This is a genomic window from Streptomyces sp. NPDC047079, assembly GCF_040643755.1.
In the GTDB taxonomy this organism is placed as follows: Bacteria; Actinomycetota; Actinomycetes; order Streptomycetales; family Streptomycetaceae; genus Streptomyces.
Map to the genome: position 1 here is coordinate 1 of NZ_JBEYUZ010000039.1, position 18640 is coordinate 18640.

The following is an 18640-nucleotide window of genomic DNA, read 5'->3' on the forward strand; positions in this document are numbered from 1 at the left end:
CCGAAAGACGTCGAGCTCGCCGCATAACCTCAGCAACCCCGAACCACCCCAAACCCGACAGGGATGCCTTGACGGAAGACATAGAGGCACCCCCCCGGCATCGTCCTGACGGCGATCAGTGTCCTCCTCCTGTTCGGCGGCATAGCGGTGACCCCCGGGCTAGGGGATGGTGAGCCGAACCCCAAGGGGATCGGGGGAATCGTCATCGGGCTGTTCATGGGCTTCATCAGCGTCACCAGCCTGATGACCACCTGGGTGGCTCGGCGGTCCAGCGTGAGCGTGGACCAGAGGGGGTTGTGGGTCAGCAACGGCAAGGCTCAGAACGTCATCCCTTGGCAGAGTCTCGCCGGGGTCGGGGTGTACTGGAGCAAGGTGGGCAAGGGCCGTGTGAAGACATACTCCATCGAGCTATGCCCCAACGCTCCCATCGACCGCGACGACCCGATCCTGTGGCCCCTGGTCCGCGACGAGGAGCCACTGCAACCCGCCCTTGTCCGGCTGCGTTACCGCCTGCCGGTCCCCGCGAGTTCCCGGGTGGCGCTGGTCACGGCGATCCAGCGGCAGGTCCCCCAGTTGTGGCTCGGTGAGATCGAGCGTGAGGCCGGCTACATGGGCGTACCGGACCGCAAGGGGCACCGGGAACGCACACAAGGATCCCCGCGCTGAAGAAGCGAGGCCACCCGACGGGTGCGGGGAGCAACCTCACCACGGCAGCCCCCACCGCACACAGACAGGCAGGACGTAGTCACCTTCGCGTCTCGGCGCCGAGCGGTCGCCCTCCCCTGCCTGAGACGCCGACCGGCGCGTCCCGCTCGGCGCGTTCGCGCTCCAGCTCCGCTCGCTGCCGCGCGTCCCAGTCCGCGAACCGGGCCTTGGACTGCCGGCGTTCCGCGTACGTCTGGTCGTCGGCGGCCCGGCGGATCCCATCGAGCCGCTGATAGACGGCCTCGGTATAGCGCGGGTCCTGGAAGGCGTCCTTGACGTCGACGCGGCCGCTCAGCACCGCACGCGCCATGTCGCGCAGGTCGGTATCGAGCGATGTCGCGTCGGCGATGGCGCGCAGGGAGCGGTGCAGCCGCAGGGCCTGTTCGGGATCCTGGGCGACGCCCATGAGTTCCTCGTACGGGATCTCCCGGTCCGCGGTCATGGGTCCCGCACGTCCTTCCTGTCGACGGTGAGAGCGGTGAAGGCGGTGAATGCCGTGAAGGCCGTGAAGGCGGAAACGCAGTCAGAGCGGTAGACCCGGTGAGAGGCGGCGGCGTCATCCGAACTCGCTTCGAGCCCACTCCTGCGCGCCCCCCGAGGAGCCGGGGGAGGAACCGGCGGAGCCGGTGTCGGCCGTGGAGGCAGTGGCCACCGCCCTGTTGGACGCCTGCGCGGTGCGCGAGGAGCCGGAATCCGCCGCGGAGACGGCATCCCCGGCGCCGTCGGACCCGCCCGTCGCGCGGTCGCCGTGTCCGGCCAGCGTGTCGACACCCCGCTGTGCGCGATCACCGATCGCCCCGGTGACCTTCTCCGTCGCGCTGCCCACGGCGTTGTCCACGTGCCCGGACACATCCGTGTAGTCGGCGAATGCCGATCCCTCGCCTCCGGTGACCTCATTCTTGAGGCCGTCCACGTACTCGCCGGCCGCCGTCTTGGCGACGTCCGCCGTCTCCGAGAGGTCAATGCCGGACCGCGCGTCGAAGTAGGTCTCGATGCTCTGACGGCCCATGTTCTGCGCCATTCCGATGGCGACCTCTTTGGCCTTGTCCTTGGCGGCGTCGACAACCCGCTCCTGGACGAACTGCTTGGCCTGCTCCTTGATCTGGTCTTTGGCGAACTGCTTCACCTTCTCCTTGGTGACCTTCTCGAGCTGCTCCTTGGCGATCTTTTTGAGGGCGTCCATGGAGGCATGCTCCATGGCCTTGGTGATCGCCTCCATGACCTCCTTCTTGAGCTTTTCCAGCAGCTCCCGGACGACCACCCGCGCTGCCTGCGTCGCACCCAGCGCGCCGATCTCGGACAGTCCGAAGGTGAAGGGGGCCGACGCCTGCGCCGCGATGATCTCCACGGCCAGAGCGACGAGCTGCGCGATCACGGCGAGCTTCGACGTGAGTACGGCCACCGCGGCCGCGTCGAAGGCGAGAGCGATCACTTCGCACGCGGTCCTGGCGTCCGGGATGTATCTGTCCTCCCCGTTCACGCCGGTATAGGCGCCCCAGGCCTTGCTGAAGCCGTCGATGGCCGAGCCGATGTTGCCGGCGATGACGGTGCCGGCGAAGCGTTCGCCCTGCGCCTGGATCTCTTCGAGTTCCGCACCGAAATTCCGCCAGGTCTCGGCGACCTCGTGGAGTGCTTCTTCGTCGACCTCGGGCCAGGAGTAGCCGAGGAGGTCGAGCACCCAGACAAGCTCGCTGGGCAGTGTAAGCGACATGCCAATAGCCCCGTTTTTTTACAGTTAGCGGGAAATCCCGTTCATCAGCACGTTGTTCGACGCGTCCACTCCGTCGTAGTTACGTGCCATGTCCTGCAAGTTGTGCCCGATCCGCTGGAGCCGTTCCGCAAGGCTCCCCATCGACGTCAGGATTCCATCGCGAATCGGCGTGTAGACCTGACCGAAGACCTCCCCGAAGTCCGCGTCCTCCCATGGCTCCCCAAGCCCCTCGAGAGTGTCCGCAAGCCTCTTGGAGGCGTTCGAGAAATCACCCCCGAGGTCCACGAAGTTTCCGCCCTGCTTGCGGAGCACAGCAGTGTCCACATCGAAGGTTTCGAACTCCATTGCCTTCCCCCGTAGTTCACTCGCCATAGTTCATATAGGACGACAGACCGATACCCTAGACTCCTCGCGCACGACCCAGCGAATCCGCCGGTCAAGAGATCGTCAAGTCTTCCAGGGGGACGACCAACAGTGGTGACAACACAGCCGCGTTACGGCAGCACAGGGAGCCTGTGGGCGGGAAGACTCCTCGGATTGGGACTGCTCCTCCTGGCAGCGGTCGCCGCCGCGGTGACCATTCCGGAACTGCGCAGCGAACTCGCCGGCGAGGGCATCGATGGAACCCTCACGGTTTCTTCATGCGAAACACACACGAAGACCCGCTACGGCACGCACAGGCGCACCACAGAACTGAAGTTCAGCTGCACCGGAACGTGGACCGCAGAACACGGTGAGGCCACCTACCAGGACGTCGTGGTGCAAACGTCATCCCGTTTTGAAACCGGGGTGAAGGTCCCCGTGGTGCATGTGGACGATACCTTCGAGCAGCCGCAGGACCGGGACCCCGGACGCGACGCCGCGATTCTCGCGCTCTGCCTCTCCTTGACAGCATTCAGCGTCTACTGCCTCCTCACAGGCTTCGGCGTTCGCAATGGCCCCGGCTTCGCGGTCTCTTGGCAGCGTCTGCCGGCTCCCACTGTCACCGGCCCTCTCCTGGGCGGAATTTTCGTCCTGGGCATCCTGGCAGCGCTCGTTTGCGCACTCGCCCTGTGACGCCCGCATTCCATTCTGAGGAACACTCAATGACACAAGTACACGGGAACACCGCGGCGAACTCCGCCGCGCCGGGAAGGCAGGCCGGCCTCGGCCGCCTCATCGGCGCAGGCCTGATCCTCGTAAGTATCGTGCTCCTGGCCCTCGGCGCCTTCCTCGGTCCCTATCGCTACGGCTCCTCCACACCGGGCAAGCTCACCGTCCAGACCTGCACCGTCGACTACAAGTACCGCTCCAGCGCGTCGAGCAGTTCACGGAAGCGGACCAAGACCAGGTGGTGCTACGGCACCTTCGCCGCCGACGACGGCAGCGCCAAGAACCTCAACGCCGAGCTCAGGAGCGACGCCCTGTACCCTCGCGGCCACGTCCTCGAGGCCCGCAAGTCCGGCGACACCTCCTACCAGCAGGACCACGGCTGGGTCGGCGCCATCGCAGTCGGCTGCGCGTGGTGGTTCGCCGCCCTGATCCCTCTCGCCATCGGCCTCCTCGGCACCGCAACCGGCTTCGCCTTCGGCGGCACCTCCGACGTCCACCGTGCCAGGCAGGAGGCGAGCCAGGGCCTGCTCCGCACCGTCTACGTACTCACCGCGGTGGGCGTGATCGGCTTCGCCATCAGCCTGCTGGTGGTGTTCTTCGCATGACGGAAGCCCCGGCGCGTCTTCACGTAAACGAGGGAGCGCCGGGGCCGACGTGCTCGCCACAGCACTGTCGCCGCACGACAAGCCGATCCTTCTACGACATCCCGAGGGACGCCAGCACGAACGTCAGCGGCAGAGTGGCAAGGGCGAGTGCGGCCGCCGTAGCCGCAATCCCCGTACGGATCTCCCGTTTGCCCCTGAACCCCAGATTCGAAGAATTCCATGATCCGGGACCGTCTTCTCCGCTATACCGCCCGATGGTCGTAGCCACCGCCCACCTGAGGGAAGCCGTCCGCCGCCGAGAACCCGTTGACGGCCGTGGAGATGGCGGCTCCCAGCGCGGTCATGGCCATCGCCACCTTGCCGAAGGCCTCGGCCGCCTCCGCCCACATCTCCATCAGCCGGATGGCCTGCGCTGCGGCCAGAGTGAACATGGCCGCCGAGGCGAGCTGCCCGCCGACGGGGATGGCGTTGACGGCCTCAGCCGCTAGCAGTCGGCTGCACTGTGGGGCGCCTGGGCTATTCACCCTGGTGAACCGCGCCCATATGGCCTGCCTGAACCACCATTACGCGGGTGCCGACAGTCAGAGGACCAGGCCCGTCAGCCATACCAGCAGGGCGGCGACACCGTCCAGGACAACTATTGCCACGCCGACTGCGCAGACTAGGAACAGGGCGTCCGCAGCCTTTCCCCGCGTCGAATTGACCGCAAGCCGTCGCGCGGTCCTCTTCGGCTCGACCGCGTGTGCGCCGCAGAACGCCAGGACGCAGAGGCTCAGCCCCCCCTTCCAGATCTCACCCATCGCGGGCCAGACACCGGTGGCCTGGTAGGCATCAGTGCGGAAACCCCGACGCATTGCGACCACCTTGCCATCCGGATAGTCGGTGGCGTGTTCCAGATGTTGAGGTGTCGCGTCGTCCGGGTCACCGTGCGGAGCGAAGGTGCCGTAGCACTCGTAGTCGGAACGCAGGCTGCTGGGGTTCGTGTCGGAGCAGTGGAGCACTTTGTATGTGCCCGGGTGCCGTACAGCCCTGCGGACAACGCCAGGTTGTCGATGGAGCCGATCAGGTAGCCGGTGGCGAGCAGCGCAGCGATGATCCCGCAAGACCACACGGCAGCCCGGACCAGCGGACTTGTCTTCGGAGCTCTCTGCGTCACTCCATAACTCCTTGTGCAGCGGTCACGCTGCGGTTCGCTTCGCGTGAGGGCCCTCGTCCAGGACGGCACCACCGGCCCCGCAGGCTCCGAGGAAGCCAACGATCCCCGCCGCCCAGCGCCAACCGGTCGCCACGTCGAACGTCAGCAGAGCAGCGCAGGCGATGACGACCACGCAGGCCTGCAAAGCCAGTGGCTGGATGTAGAGGGGCCACTGTGCACGCGGATCGAACAGGCGGAGCGATCGGTCCTCATTCGGAGCAGAAGCTGCTTTCTCCACGGATACTGCGCCGGCGTTCACCAACTGTGTCTCGGCAACGCGCATCATCCCGTGCACCACCAAGCCGGTGTCGAACACCAGCGCCGCGGGCGTGGTGCTGGGAGAAAGCCGCGAGCCTCGGGCTCCCCGATGGGCGTCCCAACACAGCCACAGTCGCCGGTCCGTCATCGCCTCCGGCAGACCGTTCCTGCCCATATCTGTGTAGAAGCGCAGCCGTCCGGCATCCGTGCCGATCTCCAGGTACTTTCCCCTGAGTACCTGCTCCTCCCCCGCCGTATCGAAATGCCCGCCAACTCGGGTGTAGCTGCCCCGAATGGCCTTGTCGTTCTTCCCCAGTCGTGAAAACGCTCGAAGACCGTGCTTGGCCGACAGATAGTTCACGGCCAGGAACCAACTGAGCACCGATGCGGCGACGAGGAACCAGCGCATGTACGCGGGCATCGTTTCCCCACGCAGTTTCCAACCGAGACTGCGGTCGTCCCCGGCAACCGCTCCGAGCCGCGGCTGTGCGGGCGCATACAGTACCTCCACCGGGTCACCGGGACTCAAGGGCTCGGCCGTGGTCGGCTTCACCGTTGTTGACACAGGCTGGGCGCCGGCCCCGACGGGGAGCCGGACAACGACCGTCGCCGTGTAGTGGTCCTTGCCCCTGGAAGACTTGTGCCGGACATCGCTGACCTTCTCGGCTCGTGCGATTCCGAACTCGCCTCCGACCCTGTGGATGCGTTGCACCAACTCCGGCCTTTGCGGAGTCCCTGCAGCCAGGGCGACTATCCCCAAAAGCACGGTGGGGATCCCGATTCCCCAGGCAAGGAATCGAAGCTGCCGGCCTCGCCTCGAGGGGATGGTTCGTGGCAGCGAGACCGACTCCGCGGTCGAGCCACGCGTCTCCAATGCCGCTTCCACACACACGGCTGCGGCGACTTCTCCGAATGGCCTCCAACCTCCTGCCGACCGTTGCAGCAAGGCGACTGTCACAACGCAGACGAGCGCACAGCCAAGGGAAACCAGAACCAACTGCTGCCGCAGGTCCGGGTCTGTGCCGAACAGCCACAGCCACAGCATGTGCGTCGCCGCCACAAAAACAAGGCCCGCACACCACGTGCCGACGAAGGAGGCCTTGAATGGGGTACGAGTCACGTTTCCGTGCACCATCACCCAAAGTCCTCGCGAATCCGGTCCGTTGCCGACCCGTGGCCACCGTTGACGCCTTCCCCGACGCTTCCCCGAGCCCCCCGCGCGTTCTTGTCCACGCTGCCGAACCCGTCCTTCGCAGTATTCGCGGACACGCCTCCGGCCACGGGAGTTGAGGAACCGAGCGCCACATCGGCAGCGGCCTGCTGGTGCTCCGGTCGTCCTTTGTCGTTGAATCCGAAGTCGTTCTCGTTTTTCAGGCCTCGAGCCATGTCATCGAAACCCCTGTCGAGGGCACTCGCCCCGCCACTCAGTCCACCGGCTGCGCCTCCAGTGATACCGGTAACGACGCCCTGCCTGATGTCGAAGTTCTCACCCTTACGAAGCGAGTCCAGATAGTCGCCCGACATGCCACCAGCCGCACCGCCGACCATGCCGCTGACGATCTCTTTACCGCCCAGCGCGGTCACGGCCTTGCCCGCTGCTGTACCGACGGTCGCCCCCGTCAGACCGCCGATCATGTTGGTCCCGACTTCCCAGCCTTTGCCACTCAGTTGGCTGGTGACCATGCCACCTGCGGTACCACCAGCCCAGTTGAGGGCCCCCTCGGTGAGGAGTCTTCCCACCTTCCCCATGCCGTAGAACCGCTGGTACAAGGCGCCGAGCCGCCGTAGGAAACTGCCCAGCCGTCCCGCGGCTTCGAGAGCCCTCGTTACCAGCACGGTAACTCGCGCTGTGCCTGCTGCAGCCGAGACACCAAGTGCGAGGAATGACATGCCCACCGAGACACCGATGGAGATCCCGATCTCCATGTAGATTTCGTGGATCTCCTCATTGACTTCGCGGATGCACTTGGCGGCTTCCTCAAGCCCCTCGGCGGCTTCGTCGAAGTCGTTCGTCGCGTCGAGTACCGCAGCAGCGAACTGGTCCCAGTGAGCCTCGAACGCCTTCGCAGCCTCGCCACGCCACGTGTGCCCGACGGTCCTCTTGACCTCCCTGTCCAGGTCCTTGACAAGGCCCTCGACATCAGATTTCAGCTTGCGCCACGCCCTTGCCGCAGCTTCCAGGTCTTCCGGGCGACCACCAGGATTAATGACCTCGATGCCGAGCTCGATGATCTCCTCGGCCGCGGACTCGTTCCCGCTCACCGGTCACCGCCGGCTTGCTTCCCGAAGAGGACAGCCAGGTCATCGTCGGTGACCTCGGTGTTCCTGTTTACCTTCCGCAAAGCGTCCGCAATCTTGTCCAAGTGCTCATGAACGACTCTCATGGCGCTGGCGACGTCCGCGGAGTAGGAAATGTAGGCGGATGTGACCTCCGCCGATTCGGTCAGCACGCCGAAGCCGTCAGTAATGGCCTCTTCGCCCGTCTTCTCCTGAAACTCCTTGAGGAAAGACCTCAGGTCGTACGCGTGCAACTCAAACTTACGGGCTAACTCTCTTCCCGCTTGGGCCTCGTAGTACGCGGTTCCATCGTCAGTCATCTACTGCCTCATCTTTGAAATGAACATGCCATGACATGCTGGCACCCATACAAAATGACTAAGAGGCCCACGTGCATACCGATCAGGTCGAGCGCGGTCAGCCACAGAAGCTCTCCGGACGTGATGGACATGACCAGAAGCAGCCAAGGGGCACTTAGTGCAGTGCCGAGCAAGATGGCAGTGAAGTGCGTCGCGGTGTGCGACGTCATCTCATTAATAGCAGTACGGGCGTTGAGATCCGCCAGTTCTAAGCCAGAGCGTCTCGGCAACCAGCAGCAGTCATGCGAGCTTCTTGGGGGACAGCGCACGCCATGCCGTGCCAAGAGCCCGTGCACAGCACGGGCTCTGACGTGCGACGCCGTCGCAGCCAGTGGCGAGGTCTAACCAACCGCACATGGGCGCGATTCGTCCCCTACTGGCCTTGCGTCGGGGGCTGTTGAGTGTACGGGTTGGTGTGCTGTGGGGACTGTCCAGGAGGAGTGGAGTGCCACTGCTGGGGAGCTGAGTTCGGATACGGCTGCTGGACAGGCGGGTAGGTGGGGTGCTGGGGATGGTAGCCCGTGCCCTGAGGAGGGATCCCGCCGCCAGAGCCAGGGCCGTTACTACGGCTGTTGCGGCGGCTGCGGATGAGCGCGAAAGCTACGGCTGCGATGACCGCGACGGCTGCGATGCCGGCGATGAGGAAGACGCTTCCGGAAGAGGAACTCTTCTTGTTGCTGGCCTGATTCGCGCTGTCGCTGCCCTTGGAGGCGGTTCCAGAGTTCGTGGACGTTGAGGACGACCCCTGGGCGAGGGGGCCCTCCTTGGGGCCGGCGGGGATGTCCATCGTCAACGCCTTGTACGGGCGGATGATGCCGTATCCGTACTCCTCATCGGGTGCCTTCTTGACATCGTGATTGAGGAAGGTTGCCGACTTGATCAGGCGGTTGATGACCTGGCCTGCGGTGAGGTTGGGGTACTTGGCTCGGACCAGGGCTGCTGTCGCGGAGACGTACGCGGCGGCGTCTGATGTACCAGTTCCCTCTGAGTAGCCACTGTTCTGGGACGGGTCAGCTTCCACGACTTTGACACCGGGCGCAGTGATTGTCACGCCTGCACCATAGTTGGAGTCATCCCAGATCTTCAAAGATTGATCAACTGCACCTACAGCCACTACGCCTGGCAGCTTTGCCGGATAATCTACTTCGGCACTTCCATCATTTCCAGTAGATGCCACGACAACAACGTCTCGCTGCTGGGCGTACTCAATTGCTTTCGCTCCATCCGCACCAGGACGAGCAAGTGAATCCGCGAACGATAGGTTGATTACTGAGGCACCGTGATCTACTGCGTACCGAACCCCATCCGGCCACTGCTCATTGACATGCTCACTACTGTCTCCGGCCTTAATTGGAAGAATTTTGGCCTTCGGCGCCAGACCAATAACACCTGATGAGTTGCCCGGCCCGTGCCCGTGACCCGCGATGATGCTCGCCATGCCAGTGCCATGACCATTGGTGTCGTGATGCGGGTCTTCGTCACTCCCGGTGACGTTTTTTCCTTTCAGGACCTGGCCAACCAGATCGGGGTTACTAGCGTCCACCCCCGTGTCGACTACTGCAACGGTGACGCCCTGGCCTTGTGACTCAGACCACACTTTCTCGAAGTTCATGACGTCAATGACCCACTGTTTGTCGCGGATGTAATCCGCTGAGGCAGTGGGGGCTGAGGTGAGGAGCAAGGCTCCTGTCAGCGCCACGACTCCTGTCGTGGACGACACTCGTTTGAAACCCAATTCCTCGCTCCTCACTCAGCTAGGGCTGGCTACACCAGCCTTCACACATGGTCAGCCAATGGCTCTCTGCCCGACCTGCTTGGATACCTACTCGATGGTCCGCGGTACGTTGCGGCCGCGGTCCTCTTCCGAGATCCAGGTCTCTTCGTCCTCGACAAGGTAGTCGGGACGCTCGCCGCGGCTGTTTTCTTCCTCGGAACGTCGGCCGTTGCGACCGCCCATCCCTCCTGCCATGGCACCTCGCTGAGTTCCACCGCGACTGCCGTGCAGGCCCGCGCCACCACCGGAGCCCTTGCCGGTGGCTCCCTTCGCCGCACCGATCACACCGCCACGGGCCCTCGCGAGAGCTCCACGGCCCCCCACGCTGGCACCGCCTCGGCCCGCCGCGCCACCTCCAGCGCCCATGCCGCCCATGCCGGCTCGACCTCCAGCGCCGCGACCTGCTGCCGCGCCGCCACCGGCCAAACCACTGCGTCCACCGGGAATGCCAATACCGCCCCGAGGGAGGCCGGAGGCTCCGCCAGTACCCACAATGCCGGAGGGCTGAGTTCCACCTGTGCGGATGCCGCCGCCACCGCCGCCGTCGCCGATCCCTCCAGTTCCCGGGCCAGTTCCGGGCGTCGGAAGTGGAGCGATGTCGTCAACCTTCGTCTTGACGGTGGGAAGCTGCGATCCTCCGTGGATGCCCCCGTCTCGAGGAGCCGGGAGGCCTCCTGAGATGCCCCGATCTCCGGGAACTGTGGGAGCTGGCTTGATGCTCGTCGTCGGTCCTGCGCTCCACGGCTTATTGGCCGCACGCCCCGTACCCGGCCCCGCAGGTGAAATGCTGGGGGGTGCAATCGGAGGGGGCATCGTGCCGTCATGCCTCGGAGGATTGACGCCTTCCCTATCGTTCTTCCACGAGTTGTTACCAAGGTTCTTTGTATAAACCTTGTAGTTGGCCGCCAGCTCCTCCATCACGGCAACGGCCTGCAGCTGCCGCTCCTTGGTGAGCGACAGATTCTTCTCGTTCGCCTTGGCGACCGCATCCGCGCTGACGCCTGCTGCGAGGTCCTTCTTCATCTGGGCGTCGTTGCGGCCGTCGTCGTTGAGCTTGTCGCCCGCGCGCTCGGCCAGGGAGGGTTCTTTGATCTCCTCCATCTTCGCCTTGGAGGCGTCGAGGTCCTTGCTGATCGCGAACAGCTGCTCCGCCATGAAGTTGGCGTGCGCGGACCCATTGCGGATCTGGACACCGATGTGGTCTGCCCTACGCCGGAAGGCGTCGGCCGCTTGGCCTTCCCAGTGCTCGAGGACGTTGTCGACGGCCGTTTGGAGCAGGCCGGCGATGCTGCCCTTTGCCGGCTGCGTGTCCACACCGCCGGTCTTGCCATCCCCGTCGCCGCCGGAGAGGATCTCGTGGACCTTCTTCCAGTGACCGCCGACCTCAGAGATCTTGCCGGGGTTGGAGTCCAGGATCATCTTGCGGAGGCCGTTGATCGAGTAGGACATGAAGTCGGTCTTGAGCCCCGTGGGGCGTCCGCCGTGCCCTTGGTGTGCGACCTTGTCGGACTCGACGACGCGGTCGTGTTGCTTCTGGTGTTCTGCGTTCCTCTCCTTCTCCTGGTGTTCCGCGTACTGCTTGCTGGCTTCGTAGTCTCCTCTAGCGTCGGCCACGGCCAACTCCCCTCGTCAGTGCTGCTTTCGGAAAACGACCACTACGCCAACTGGCCCTTCTTGGAGCCACCCGAGCCGTCCCCCACGCTCCGCTTGATCTCGTGTTCCTTGTCGTTGTACTTGTCTCGGATCGTCGAGGTCTTCGTGCTGAAGTCGTCTATCAACTCGTGCAGCTGCTTGATGATTCCTTCGATCTTGGTCTTCATTTCGCCCTGAGCCCCGTGCAGATCCCTGGCTTCTGTGAACATGCAGGACTGGCCGAAGGCATCCATCGGGATCTCTGTGTCGTACTTCGACGTGGTGCCCGCCTTGTCCATGTCGTCCAGCAACGTCCAGAGCTTGCGGATGACCTCATCCAGCGCGCTCAGATCGACCCGCATTCCGTTGCTCATACCCCGTTGTCCTCTCCCCTGTTATCCAAATCTCTCGGCACCGGCTCGGTGCCCAAGTCATTGCCTAGCTCGTGAGCCCGGTCCGTCCGGTCCGCCTGCTCCGCCAGTCCCGTAGGGCCATGCCGCTTCCCGCGATCACGAGTGTCAGCAGCACACCGACGCCCAGGACGTACACGGCGATCCGGCGTTGACGGTCCGTTTCGCTTTCGCCCATCGTCACGGACATCGGGACGACTCCTCCCGGCCGGGCCGCCATGGGCGGGTCCGGTTGGGGGGTGTTGCCCGGGGTGGTGTCGTCCGACAGGGCGGCGACCGGGTCGACGACGCCCCAGCCGATGAAACGGTTGGGGCCGCGGCCCGGGCGGCCGGCGGTTTCCTCGATGCGGGTGGTGATCTGAGCCGCCGTCCAGTTCGGGTGCTTCTCCTTCAGCAGGGCCGCGACGCCCGCGACGTACGGGGCCGCGAAGCTCGTGCCGTCGGCGGTGCACTGGCCGCCCTTCGGGACGGTCGAGACCATGTCGACGCCCGGTGCCGCGACGTCCACGAAGTCGCCCGCCTGTGAGAAGAAGGCGCGTTCGTCGTTGCGGTCGGAGGCCGCCACCGCCAGGACGCCCGGGTACGAGGCAGGGTAGGTCTTCGCCGAGGTGCCGTCGGCTCCGTCGTTGCCGGCGGCCGCCACGACCAGGGCGCCCGACCGCACGGCGGCCGCCACGGCGTTCCGTAGTTCGGTGTTGTCCTGCTTGTTGGCGGTGTCCGAGGAGATGTTGATGATCTTCGCGCGCTTGGCCACCGCGGCGTTGATCGCCCGGGACATGGTCTGCGAGTCGCCCTGCTTGTCCTGTCCGCCCGCGTAGCGGAAGGAGAGGATCTTGGCCTCGGGTGCGAGACCCTCGAAGCCGGTGCCCTTCATCGGACGTGCGGAGATGATGCCGGCGACCCGGGTGCCATGGCCCTCGAGGTCCTCGGTGCCGTGGGTGGAGCCGACGAAGTCGCCGCCACCGGGGGCCATGGCGCCCGTCAGCTGGGGGTTGGAGTCGTCGACGCCGGTGTCGATCACCGCGACCGTGACTCCCTTGCCCGTCGCCTGTGCGTGCAGCTGGTCCAGGAGGAGCCGCTGGAGCGACCAGGGCGTGGACTTGATGACGCCGCCGCCGAAGACGCACTCGGTGCTGGCCGAAAGGCCGAAGCGGGGGTCACCGGAGTCGCTGAGGCGCGTGGGCATCGCCGGGGCGGCCAGTGCCGGCGATGCCGCCGAGGCCAGGCAGACTCCCGTGGCTGCGAGCAAGCCGAAGGCCCACCGCAGTGCGCGGGTTCCGCTGTCGCGGCTACGCGAACGGGCTGTCAGGCCCCCCATGTTCAGGCCCCCAGGGCTTGCTTGCTTCCTTCGAAGCTGGGTCATGTCGGTGTGTGTGGAGATGCGCCGACAGATCTGAAGGCGCGGCCGTGCTTGTGAAGGTTCGCGGTATTTGCTGCGTGCTGCCCCGGGCACAGGGTCGGCCCAGCGGACGCCGCGGCGTCGGCTGGGCCGATTCTCCTCATGTCGTGTCCCTCGGGCCGCCGACGGCTCAGCCCCAGGTCGAGGCGTTGCTCTTCTCCGTGGCCTGGTAGTTCTCGGCCGCGCTCTGGAGCGCCGTGGAGATCTTCAGCAGGGTCGCGTGCAGGTCCGCGGCGGTCTGGTCCCACTCGCGCTGCTTGCGCTGGTAGCCCTCCTGCGCTTCGCCTTCCCAGGTGTTGGCGACGCGCTTGACGGCGGCCTCGAGGTCGTCGAGCTGCTGCTTGATGCGGCCGGCGGTGGTACGGACGTCCGTGGACGCGTTGGTGATGGTTGCGTAATTGACGAGGATCGACATCGCGTTCCCTTTCAGGGAGGGTCGAAGGAAATCGATGAAAAGCGTGGAAAGCGGTGGGAACTCGGGTCCGACGCGGCTGAATCAGCCGAAGTCGGACATGATCTTGCTGATCTCCGAGTTCTGCTGCTCCTCCGACGCGGAGTAGTTGCTCCGCGTGGAGTCCACGGCTTCCTTGATGTCGTTGAGGATGTCGCTCATCCTCTTCGCATCCGCGTTCCAGCGCTCCTGCAGCTGGCGGTAGGACTGGGCCGCCTGGCCCTGCCAACCGCCCGCGATCTGGTCGATCACACCGTTGAGACGGCGGATCTCTCCCTGGATCTGACCGTTCGCGGTGCTGATGTCACCGGAGAGCTTGGTCAGTTCGTCCTCTGTTACCCGGAACTGGCCGGCCATGATGAACCTTCCCCCATGTCGTCGTTGATCCGGGAAACCTGCCCAGGTACCCGGAAAAGCTTCGCAGCTTGAGTGCTGCAAACACTCTATCGTCCGCCTGTCACTCATCCACAGGCAAGGCCAATCAGTTACACGGCTCACACACTTGAGCGATGCTTCTGTGATGGAACGCCCCAACTCGGGCCGTGCGCAGGCCTATTGACCGCTCACTGGGCCTGCGGCTGCGCCGCGTCAAGGGTGTCCAGCGTAGGCCCCTTGGGGATGAATGTCGCCCAGGATTGCGGCACCACCGCGGGGTTGGAGACCTTCTCGTAGCCCAGCCGTGTGCGCGCCTTGTCCGTCTCGCTCGCTCCGTCCTTCGACGAGGACGACGAGGCGGAGGAGGAAGCGGCAGCGGAGGACGGGTCGGCGGCACTGTCGTTGTTCGACGGCAGCGAGTAGCGCAGGCCCGTGTCGGTCAGCAGGTATGTGGCACCGCCGCCCTGCGCCGTCCCGGTGACCTCCTGGAAGAGAAGCCCGGAGCCGGACGAGACATAGGCGCTCAGCGAGTCGGCGACGACCTTCTTGGGGTATGTCGTCCCCGCCCAGGTCGCGAGCTGCGGCTTCCTGTCCTCGCCGATGCTGCCCGTGTAGACGCTGCACGAGGTGGTGCGGGCCTCGTCGGTCGCCGTGGCCGTGGGATTGGCCTGCCGCGGAACGGTCTGGGGCCAGCCCTTGTCCGCGTAGAAGCTGTCCGCCTGGCCGCCGTTGGCGGCGATGATGTCCGGGGTGCCGACCTTGATGTCGGTGATCCCGTCCGTCCCGTACGCCAGTTTGGCGGAGGGCGAGCTCTTCAGCAGGTTGGCCACGAAAGGCGTGATCGCGGCGACCCGGTCCTGGAGGACGACGTAGTACTGCGTGCCCTGCGCGTCCTGCGCCTTGAGCACCCGGCCCACCGTCCGCGCCTCCGGGGGCAGGTTCTGGACCGTGGTCGCCTGGCCGGCGGACGCGACCGTCGGGAAGGCGATGACGCCGCCTTCGTTGAGCGTGTGCAGCCACTGCTCGCTCACGGGCTGCGGCCGGGCGGTGGTGCCGATGACGGCGGCGCGCAGCTGCTCCATGGTGGTGCTGTCCAGAGACGGGCCGCCCAGCTGGAAGGCGTTGCCCTTGCCGTCCACCAGGTATTCCCGTGAGGTCTTGGAGTCGATGACGTACAGGGCCTCGCGGGCGTCGACCTTCCCGCTGTTCCCCAGCGTCTTCGCGTCGCCCGCGTCGAGGACGAAGACGGCACGGCCGATGGCGCCGTCCGATTCGGGGGCCGGCCGCTCGCACACCGCCCAGGTCTTCGCCTTCTCCGCGTCCTCCTTGGCGGGCAGCCGGTCGGGGGCGTACGGGATGCCGAGGGTCGCGCCGTGCGGGATGCCGCTCTTGTCGATCTCCTTGCCGGGCACCTCGATGACGCTGCCCTTGCCCTTGTCGAGGAGCAGCTTGGCGGAGGCGTAGTTGAGGACGGGGTGCAGCGTCGGGGTCGTCTTGCCGTTCGCCGCCTTGTCGTTCAGGACCACGTAGCGCGTCGTGGAGTCGCTGTCGACGATGATGTACTCGCCCGGGGTGTCCCAGCCCTGCGGCGCCGACGGCTTGATCACGCCCCAGGCGATGAATCCCACCACCAGCACGACTCCCATCGCGAGGCTGGGCATCACCGTCTGCATGGGGCGCGGTGCGCCTTCGTCGGATCCGCCCGGCGATGGTGCCAGGAACGCCGCGACGGTGCGCTTGCGAGCGAACGTATAGGCGGCGAGCTCGTCCCGACGCTTTGCCATGGTCCCCAGGTCTCCCGTTTTTGTGACGCTCTGTGTGCTCGAAGTGTGCTCGAAAGGCCGCTCCGGCCGAGCAGGCCCTTACTATCGCACTGCGCCGTGGGGCGACGGTTCATCAGGTGTGCGGCTGCTCCCGCATCTTCACAGAGCCTCACACAGCACTCCACCATGCGGGGCCGGTCCGTGGCAGGCTGGCCGTCTGGGGTTTTCCGGTGTCCCCTGTGTCGCCCCGCGTTCAGCAGCGGGTACCGTGAGCCACGCGCATGGACGTTGTGGGCCATCGGTGCCCCTGGCCCGTCGCCGGGATCTCCGACAGAGGATCTCGGCCCGACGAACGGCCACAATTTCGCGAAAGGGATGTCCCGGGGGATGACCAGCGCTACGAGCACTCGGCGCAGAGGCCGCGCACAGCAGCAACAGGACGGTCCGGACCGCAGACGCGTGCCGGCTCCGGCCCCTGCCGCCGCGTCGCCCCGCACGTTGCCCAGCCCGGGCGGTATGGGCCCGCTGCGGCTGCCTCAGCTCGTTCTGATGGAGCTCGCGGCGGCGGTCATGCTGGCCGCCTGGGCCGCCGACGCCGCCTGGCTGCTGGCCCCCGCCGGTGCCGTGGCGGCGCTGCTGCTGCTCCTGGCGGTCCTGCGCCGGGGCCACCGGCCGCTGCCGGAGTGGTACGAGACCACGCGCGCGCTCAGGCGCCGTCGGCGCGAGGCCAAGCTGCCCGTCCCGCCGGGGACGGACCCGCTGCTGGCCCCCACCGTGGAGTGCGACCCGGCCCTGCGGACGTACCGCTTCGTGTCCCGTGACGACCGCTCGATCGGCATGATCGGCGACGGCACCTTCCTGACCGTCGTGCTCTTCGTGCAGCCGGGAGACCAGCCACTGCGTCCCGAGTCCGCCGGGCGCCAGCTGCCGCTCCACCTGATCCACGACGCCCTGGAGGTCGACGGGATTCGTCTGGCGTCCGCGCAGGTCGTGCAGCACACGCAGCCGGCGCCCGCACCGCATCTGCCGCCGCAGTCGGTCGCCGTACGGTCCTACGGCCCCCTCCAGGCGCAGGCCGGCTCTCCCGCGCTGCGGCTCACCTGGGTGGCCCTCAAGCTCGACCCGGAACTGTGCTCGGAGGCCGTTCAGGCACGCGGGGACGGTGTTCCCGGTACGCAGCGCGCACTGCTGCGGGTGGCCGACCAGCTGGTGAGCCGGCTGGCCGGGGCCGGTTTCAAGGCGACCATCCTGGACGAGACCGAGCTGGTGCAGGCGCTCGCGACCTCCAGCTGCCTGAACCCGCGGGCCAACGCGCAGCACGCGCAGGACGGCCGGCCGGGCCAGCGGCGTACGGTCGAGTCGGTACGCAGCTGGCGGGTCGACGACCGGTGGCACACCACGTACTGGCTCTCCCGCTGGCCGCAGTTGGGGGACGGCGGTGTGGCGCTGCCCGAGCTGGTCACCCGGCTCACCTCGCTGCCGGTGCTCGCCACCACGTTCAGCGTGACCCTGGGCAAGGCGGGCAGCCGGGGTGTCTCCCTCACCGGGCACCTGCGCATCACCGCCCGCGGTGACAGCGAACTCGGCCAGGTGGGACGGGAGTTGGAGCGGGCCGCGAGCGCCGCGAAGGTCGGTCTGGTGCGCCTTGACCGGGAGCAGGTTCCCGGAGCCCTCGCCACTTTGCCGCTCGGAGGTACGTACTGATGTCCCACCCCACTACGGTCATGGACCCGGGGCAGCACGGCCGGGCCGCCGGGCGTACGCCGGCGCACGTGGCCTCCCCCACCGACACGGGAATGATCCCCGTCGTCCGGCAGCCGGAGACACCGCTTGAGCAACGGCGCATCTTCAGCCCCGGTTTCGGACTGCGCGGGCCGCGCCGGAACCGCCATGTGGTGACCGTCGACGAGCTCGCGGCGATCAGCATGCCGATCGGGGACGACGGCGTGATCATCGGTACGGATCCGGAATCGCAGCCGGCCGTGCTCGGCCTGTCCCGTCCCACGTCCTTCGACATCGTCCTCGTCGGTGGTCTCTGGCTCGCCCAGGTGCTGGCGCTGCGCGCTGCGGCGACGGGGGCGCGCGTGGGCGTCGAGACCGGCCGTCCGCAGGCCTGGCAGCAGCTGGCGCAGACCGCTGGCGGCGGCCAGCAGTGCGTGACGGTCTATCCGGTGGGACGGGTGCCCGCGCAGGGGCCCTCGGTCTCCAGTCCGGTGGTGTTGATCCGGGACTGTGGCGTCCGCCCGCCGCGCGGGCGGGTGACCGCCCTGCCGTGGCAGGCCGTCGTGACGGTGCTGCCCTTCGTCAGCGAGCACGCGCCGCGCTGGCTGGCCCAGGCCCAACTGGTGGGAATCCAGCGCATCTCGCCCCAGGAGACGGAGATCGTGCGCGACACCCTGGGCATCCCGGACGAGCATCTCCAGTTGCTGCCGACGCTCTACGACGGCGTCGCCCTGTGGTGCACCCGGCAGCACCGCAAGTTCGTCATGACGGAACCCACCGACGCGGAGACGGGCCTTCTCGGCGCGGCCCGCCGTATGGACTGACGCGTCGTCGTCCGGGGAGGCGCGGTGCCGACCGGTCGCGCCAACGGGCACTTTTCCCTCCCGCGATACGAGTGATTAGTCTTCTGGT

The 18640-nt window shown here is 66.5% G+C and carries 20 protein-coding genes; 5 read left to right on the plus strand and 15 right to left on the minus strand.

Going from position 1 to position 18640, the window contains the following annotated elements:
* Positions 1-216: 216 nt before the first annotated feature.
* On the plus strand, positions 217-666 hold the full coding sequence (locus ABZ823_RS28775; protein WP_361665770.1) for a hypothetical protein: 450 nt from the start codon (positions 217-219) through the stop codon (positions 664-666).
* A 79-nt stretch (positions 667-745) separates the two neighbouring features.
* On the opposite strand, the gene ABZ823_RS28780 is transcribed toward ABZ823_RS28775, so the two are convergent.
* The 3 genes from ABZ823_RS28780 to ABZ823_RS28790 form a co-directional block, all read right to left on the minus strand.
* Positions 746-1147, minus strand: coding sequence for a hypothetical protein (locus ABZ823_RS28780; protein WP_361665771.1), 402 nt, complete (start codon positions 1145-1147; stop codon positions 746-748).
* Between the two features lie 114 nt (positions 1148-1261).
* Positions 1262-2416, minus strand: a complete 1155-nt coding sequence (locus ABZ823_RS28785; RefSeq protein ID WP_361665772.1) for a PE-PGRS family protein — start codon at positions 2414-2416, stop codon at positions 1262-1264.
* A 24-nt stretch (positions 2417-2440) separates the two neighbouring features.
* Positions 2441-2761 (minus strand): hypothetical protein, encoded by a 321-nt coding sequence (locus ABZ823_RS28790; RefSeq protein WP_361665773.1) that lies wholly within the window; start codon positions 2759-2761, stop codon positions 2441-2443.
* Between the two features lie 192 nt (positions 2762-2953).
* Here ABZ823_RS28790 and ABZ823_RS28795 point away from each other — a divergent pair, with 192 nt between their 5' ends.
* Both ABZ823_RS28795 and ABZ823_RS28800 read left to right on the plus strand, forming a co-directional pair.
* Positions 2954-3472, plus strand: a complete 519-nt coding sequence (locus ABZ823_RS28795) for a hypothetical protein (RefSeq protein ID WP_361665774.1) — start codon at positions 2954-2956, stop codon at positions 3470-3472.
* 29 nt (positions 3473-3501) lie between these two features.
* Entirely contained in the window at positions 3502-4113 is a 612-nt protein-coding gene (locus ABZ823_RS28800; RefSeq protein ID WP_361665775.1) for a hypothetical protein, read from the plus strand.
* 242 nt (positions 4114-4355) lie between these two features.
* Here the strand turns inward: ABZ823_RS28800 and ABZ823_RS28805 are convergent, their stop codons facing one another.
* The 12 genes from ABZ823_RS28805 to eccB all read right to left on the minus strand — a co-directional run bounded on the left by ABZ823_RS28805 (position 4356) and on the right by eccB (position 16027).
* A complete protein-coding gene (locus ABZ823_RS28805; RefSeq protein ID WP_361665776.1) occupies positions 4356-4637 on the minus strand; it encodes a hypothetical protein in 282 nt (93 codons plus the stop codon).
* Between the two features lie 57 nt (positions 4638-4694).
* Positions 4695-5114 carry a hypothetical protein gene (locus tag ABZ823_RS28810; protein ID WP_361665777.1) on the minus strand — a complete coding sequence of 140 codons (420 nt, stop codon included), beginning with the start codon at positions 5112-5114 and terminating at the stop codon, positions 4695-4697.
* 177 nt (positions 5115-5291) lie between these two features.
* A complete protein-coding gene (locus ABZ823_RS28815; RefSeq protein ID WP_361665778.1) occupies positions 5292-6701 on the minus strand; it encodes a hypothetical protein in 1410 nt (469 codons plus the stop codon).
* Positions 6701-7828 (minus strand): WXG100 family type VII secretion target, encoded by a 1128-nt coding sequence (locus tag ABZ823_RS28820; RefSeq protein WP_361665779.1) that lies wholly within the window; start codon positions 7826-7828, stop codon positions 6701-6703. Before ABZ823_RS28820 ends, ABZ823_RS28815 begins: the two co-directional genes overlap by 1 nt.
* Positions 7825-8163, minus strand: a complete 339-nt coding sequence (locus ABZ823_RS28825) for a hypothetical protein (protein ID WP_361665780.1) — start codon at positions 8161-8163, stop codon at positions 7825-7827. The genes ABZ823_RS28820 and ABZ823_RS28825 overlap by 4 nt, the downstream gene beginning before the upstream one ends.
* A 412-nt stretch (positions 8164-8575) precedes the next feature.
* Complete coding sequence (gene mycP, locus ABZ823_RS28830; RefSeq protein ID WP_361665781.1) at positions 8576-9901, minus strand: type VII secretion-associated serine protease mycosin; 1326 nt, start codon at positions 9899-9901, stop codon at positions 8576-8578.
* A gap of 123 nt (positions 9902-10024) precedes the next feature.
* Positions 10025-11590: a hypothetical protein gene (locus tag ABZ823_RS28835; RefSeq protein ID WP_361665782.1), complete on the minus strand. Its 1566-nt coding sequence runs from the start codon at positions 11588-11590 to the stop codon at positions 10025-10027.
* Between the two features lie 41 nt (positions 11591-11631).
* Positions 11632-11982, minus strand: coding sequence for a hypothetical protein (locus tag ABZ823_RS28840; protein ID WP_361665783.1), 351 nt, complete (start codon positions 11980-11982; stop codon positions 11632-11634).
* Between the two features lie 64 nt (positions 11983-12046).
* Positions 12047-13267 carry a type VII secretion-associated serine protease mycosin gene (mycP, locus tag ABZ823_RS28845; RefSeq protein WP_361665784.1) on the minus strand — a complete coding sequence of 407 codons (1221 nt, stop codon included), beginning with the start codon at positions 13265-13267 and terminating at the stop codon, positions 12047-12049.
* A 280-nt stretch (positions 13268-13547) separates the two neighbouring features.
* Positions 13548-13832 carry a WXG100 family type VII secretion target gene (locus tag ABZ823_RS28850; protein ID WP_361665785.1) on the minus strand — a complete coding sequence of 95 codons (285 nt, stop codon included), beginning with the start codon at positions 13830-13832 and terminating at the stop codon, positions 13548-13550.
* 81 nt (positions 13833-13913) lie between these two features.
* The gene (locus ABZ823_RS28855) at positions 13914-14225 is read right to left on the minus strand and encodes a WXG100 family type VII secretion target (protein WP_361665786.1); all 312 of its coding nucleotides are present in this window, start codon (positions 14223-14225) and stop codon (positions 13914-13916) included.
* A 206-nt stretch (positions 14226-14431) separates the two neighbouring features.
* Positions 14432-16027, minus strand: a complete 1596-nt coding sequence (gene eccB / locus ABZ823_RS28860; RefSeq protein WP_361665787.1) for a type VII secretion protein EccB — start codon at positions 16025-16027, stop codon at positions 14432-14434.
* 366 nt (positions 16028-16393) lie between these two features.
* Between eccB and eccE the strand changes: the two genes are divergently transcribed.
* A complete protein-coding gene (gene eccE / locus ABZ823_RS28865; RefSeq protein WP_361665788.1) occupies positions 16394-17710 on the plus strand; it encodes a type VII secretion protein EccE in 1317 nt (438 codons plus the stop codon).
* Positions 17710-18552 (plus strand): hypothetical protein, encoded by an 843-nt coding sequence (locus ABZ823_RS28870; protein ID WP_361665789.1) that lies wholly within the window; start codon positions 17710-17712, stop codon positions 18550-18552. The genes eccE and ABZ823_RS28870 overlap by 1 nt, the downstream gene beginning before the upstream one ends.
* The last annotated feature ends 88 nt before the right edge of the window (positions 18553-18640 follow it).